This window comes from Streptomyces sp. NPDC006265, assembly GCF_040613555.1.
GTDB lineage: Bacteria > Actinomycetota > Actinomycetes > Streptomycetales > Streptomycetaceae > Streptomyces.
In genome coordinates this window covers 1-3,604 of sequence record NZ_JBEXSH010000898.1, presented here as the reverse complement: position 1 = coordinate 3,604, position 3,604 = coordinate 1, and the positions used below count along the sequence as shown (strand labels likewise).

General features: G+C 72.9%; 3 protein-coding genes and 2 pseudogenes. 2 read left to right on the top strand and 3 right to left on the bottom strand.

From position 1 onward, the window contains the following. The 3 genes and pseudogenes from ABZ281_RS42365 to ABZ281_RS42355 form a co-directional block, all read right to left on the bottom strand. Nucleotides 1-346: pseudogene (locus ABZ281_RS42365) on the bottom strand (aminopeptidase P family protein); the annotation flags it as partial. A gap of 68 nt (nt 347-414) precedes the next feature. Beyond that, nucleotides 415-1,131 (bottom strand): XRE family transcriptional regulator, encoded by a 717-nt coding sequence (locus tag ABZ281_RS42360; RefSeq protein WP_356663345.1) that lies wholly within the window; start codon nt 1,129-1,131, stop codon nt 415-417. A 115-nt stretch (nt 1,132-1,246) separates the two neighbouring features. Continuing rightward, nucleotides 1,247-2,023, bottom strand: a complete 777-nt coding sequence (locus ABZ281_RS42355) for a histidine kinase dimerization/phosphoacceptor domain-containing protein (protein WP_356663343.1) — start codon at nt 2,021-2,023, stop codon at nt 1,247-1,249. Nucleotides 2,024-2,054: 31 nt separating this feature from the next. On the opposite strand from ABZ281_RS42355, the pseudogene ABZ281_RS42350 reads away from it, so the two are divergent. Further along, a pseudogene (locus ABZ281_RS42350) lies at nt 2,055-2,587 on the top strand (response regulator transcription factor); the annotation flags it as partial. 110 nt (nt 2,588-2,697) lie between these two features. After that, entirely contained in the window at nt 2,698-3,513 is an 816-nt protein-coding gene (locus ABZ281_RS42345) for a hypothetical protein (protein ID WP_356663341.1), read from the top strand. Nucleotides 3,514-3,604 lie beyond the last annotated feature (91 nt).

Sequence of the window (3,604 nt, the reverse complement as noted above, 5' to 3'; positions counted from 1 at the left end):
CGGCAAGGGCGGCCCGCCCACCGGCGCCCGGGCCGCCCTTGCCGTCGCTGTAGTCGAGCCACGGGTTGTACAGCTGGTGGTGGCGGGCGGCGGAGCCGAAGTCCCAGACGACCGGTTCGCCGTCGCGCACCAGCAGGGCGAAGCGGATCAGTTTGTCCATCGCCCAGGTGCCGATGTGGGTGGCGGTCATGTAGCGGATGTTGGCGAAGTCGAAGCTGAGCACCGCGCCGAGCTCGGAGCGGTTCAGGGACTCGTGCAGCCGGGCCAGCCGCTGCCCGCGCAGCCGGTCCAGGTCGATGCGCTCTTCCCAGTCGACGGCGTTGGGTCCATATGTGCGGATCGCCATGGCGACCACCCCCACTTCGGAGTGAACGCCCGAGTGCGGTGGGTGTCAAGTGTCACTGAACATCGCCGTCACCGGACCTCGCCGGACACGAACCAGACGCCCACAGCCGGTACCTCTCCATCGTTGCGGTACCGGTGGGGAGTCGTCGACTCGAAGCAGACGGAGTCGCCCGCCCGCAGCGTGTACTCCTCGAAACCGAGGGTGAGGACCAGCGCGCCGGAGGTCAGATAGCCGTACTCGGTGCCGGCGTGCCGCATCAGCCCGCCGGAGCCGGAGGACGAGCCGCCGGGCCGGTACGTCACCAGGAGGAAGTCGGCCTCCACGCCCGGCACCCGCCCGAGACGCTCCCACACGACCCCCGAGTCCAGCTCCAGTGCCTCGCGTCCGCCCGAACCGACCAGGGGTCCGATCCGCCGCCCCGGATCGGCGGCGAAGGCGGCGAGGGCGTGCGGCACGGTGGCGGTGGAGGCGGCGAGCGGCACTGCGCCCGCGCCCGTCCGGACGCGCTCCTCGGCACCCTCCCGGACACCGCCCTCCCGAACACCCGCCCGGGCAGTCTCCCGGGCAGTCTCCCGGGCGTCGAAGAGGGATTCCACGGAGATCCCCAGCGCCGTGGTGATCGCGTACAGCGTGCTGACGGACGGCTGGCTCTTGCCGGTCTCGATCTGCGACACGAGACTCGCCGACACGCCGATCTCCCGGGCCAGCGCGCGCAGGCTCGAACCGCGCTCCAGACGCGCCTGCCGGATGCGCGCGCCGACGGGCGGCACGACGGCGGGTGACACGGGCGGCTCCTCCACTCGGGACGACTGTGCAGCTTCATTGAACAGCGCGCGCGAGCCCCGGCGCCAGGAGTCGAGCCATTCCCTGCGCCAGGAGCCGAGTAGCCTCCGAGCGCCGTCACCCGTTCCGTCCGGTCGACGAGGCCGAACCCGCCGCCGGGGGCGGCCTCCGGGAGCTGGGCGCCGCCGGGTCGGTGATGCCGGCCGGGTCGCCGACGGGACGGCGGTCCGCGGCCTCGGGCCCGGTGTCGCGCAGGACGCCGACCGTGCGCCGCATGGACGCCAGCGCCTCCGTCGCGGCGCGCTCGATGCCGGCGAGGACGGGGCCCAGGTCCTGCTGCTGTTGCCGCTCCGCCATCATGCGGGCCATCTGCGTCTGCACCAGGATGCCGGTGATGTGGTGGGCGACGAAGTCGTGCAGGTCGGCGGCGAAGGCGAGGCGCTCGGCCCGGCGGGTCTCTCCGACCGCGACGGTGCGCCGGTAGTCCAGTGAACGCAGATACGCGGCGAGCCCGGCGGATACGCCGACCAGGATCAGTGCGACCACGATGGAGAGCAGCGCCTCGTCCGGCAGCGCCCGGAAGGACCGTACCGGCAGCAGGAGCAGGGCGACCGCGTCGAGCACCCCGCACAGCAGCCCCCTCGGCCAGGGGCAATGGCGTACGGCGACGAAGAGCAGGGTGAGCAGGAACGCCACCTCGCCCGTGCCGAACGGCACCTCCGGGCCGTTCGGCAGCAGTACACCCGCCGTGTACAGAACGGAGATCGCGGCGGGCACGGCGGTGCGCACCTGCGGGGTGAGCCACGGCGGCCGCCGGTCGGCCCGCCACAGCACGGCGGCGAACCCGGCGAGCAGCACGATCAGCAGGAACCGGATGCCCTGGCCGGAGCTCACGGCGATCAGCAGGTCGTAGGCCGTGGCCGCGGTCAGGAACCCGATGCCGAAGCTGGACGGCCTGGAGGCGACCCGGCTGCTCGCCGGGCCCCAGGTCGCCGACCCCCTGCGGGTGGTCGTGGTCACCACCTTCGACCTCGACGAGTACGTGTACGGCGCGCTGCGCGGTGGCGCCTGCGGCTTCCTGCTCAAGGACTCCGGGCCGACCCTCCTCGCCGAGGCCGTCCGGGCCGCCACCGCGGGCGACTCGTTGGTCTCCTGTCGGTCACGGTCCGGCTGCTCAAGCACCTCACCGCCGCGGCACCCGCCGAGACCACGCCCCGGCCGGCGCCCCCCGCGCCGTACGCGGCCCCGCTCCGGGAACCGCTGACCGAGCGGGAACTGAACGTCGTACGCCTGGTCGCCCTGGGCCGCACCAACGCCGAGATCGCGGCGGAACCGTACGTCTCCCTCTCCACGGTCAAGACGCACCTGTCCGGCATCCAGCTCAAGCCGGCCGCCCGCAACCGCGTCGAGATCGCCGCCTGGGCCTGGCAGAACGGGCACGCCCGGCCCGCGACCTGAGCCCGGCGCGACCCCGCACGTGCTCACCCGAACGGTCCGGCGGCGGTGGTGGGCCGCCGGCGGCGGTGGTGCGCTGAGGGCACGCGCCACGTTCTCAGGAGGCACTCCCGATGACCCGTCGTCCGACCCGGCTCGTCCCCGTCCTCTCCTGCGCCCTGGCGGCAGGCACGCTGCTCTCCACCGCCGCCTGCTCGGCCGACGGCGGCACGGACGGTTCGCACGTCTCCGACGTCACCGCGTCCCAGGTCGCCGAAGTGCGGCAGACCCCCTCCCCCACCGCCACCCTCTCCACGAACGGCGCCCGGACCGCGCTGATCACCGAGGCGGACATCGAGGACGACTGGACGCAGGTGAAGGACACGGAGGCCGAGAACTGGCACGACAGCCTGCTCATCGGCACGGTCGACGTCTCCGACTTCCTCACCGCCAAGGCCCAGGCGTCCGACTGCCAGCGCCTCCTGGACTCGCTGTTCGACGACGATCTGCTGGGCAAGCCGTCGGGCGCGTCCGAGCTGCGCGGCTTCGAGGAGGGCGACTCCCGGCTGCTGTACCAGGTCGCCTCCTACGGCCGGACCGATGCGCAGGACTCCCTGAACTGGATGGCGACCCTGCCGGAGAAGTGCGACCAGTTCACCGTGACCGACGGCAAGGACAAGCGCACCGTCCAGGTCATCGAGATCTCGCTGCCCAAGGTGGGCGACGCGCGTGAGGGCCTGCGCGTGACGGTGCAGGGCTCGACGGGCGGTGACGACGCCACGCTGACCCTGGACGTCGCCGCCGTACGGGTCGGCGACGACGCGATCACCGTCACGGCGGGCGGGCTCGACGGGGACCAGAACGACTCCGCGCAGCAGGCGGTGCAGGAGGGCACCCGGCGCCTCGAGGACGTGCTGGCCGGGAAGTCACCCGCCGCGAGCCCCGACTAGTGCCGCGGCAGGCAACGTTTGCCCGTTGAGGAGCGGCGTTTGGTGCGTGCTCTCGGCGTGCCGGACGGAAGCCCTCGTACTGGACGTACTC

Bases quoted from the DNA above. Each gene is read 5' to 3' on its own strand.
- ABZ281_RS42345 (WP_356663341.1), top strand. From the start codon at position 2,698: ATGACCCGTCGTCCGACCCGGCTCGTCCCCGTCCTCTCCTGCGCCCTG.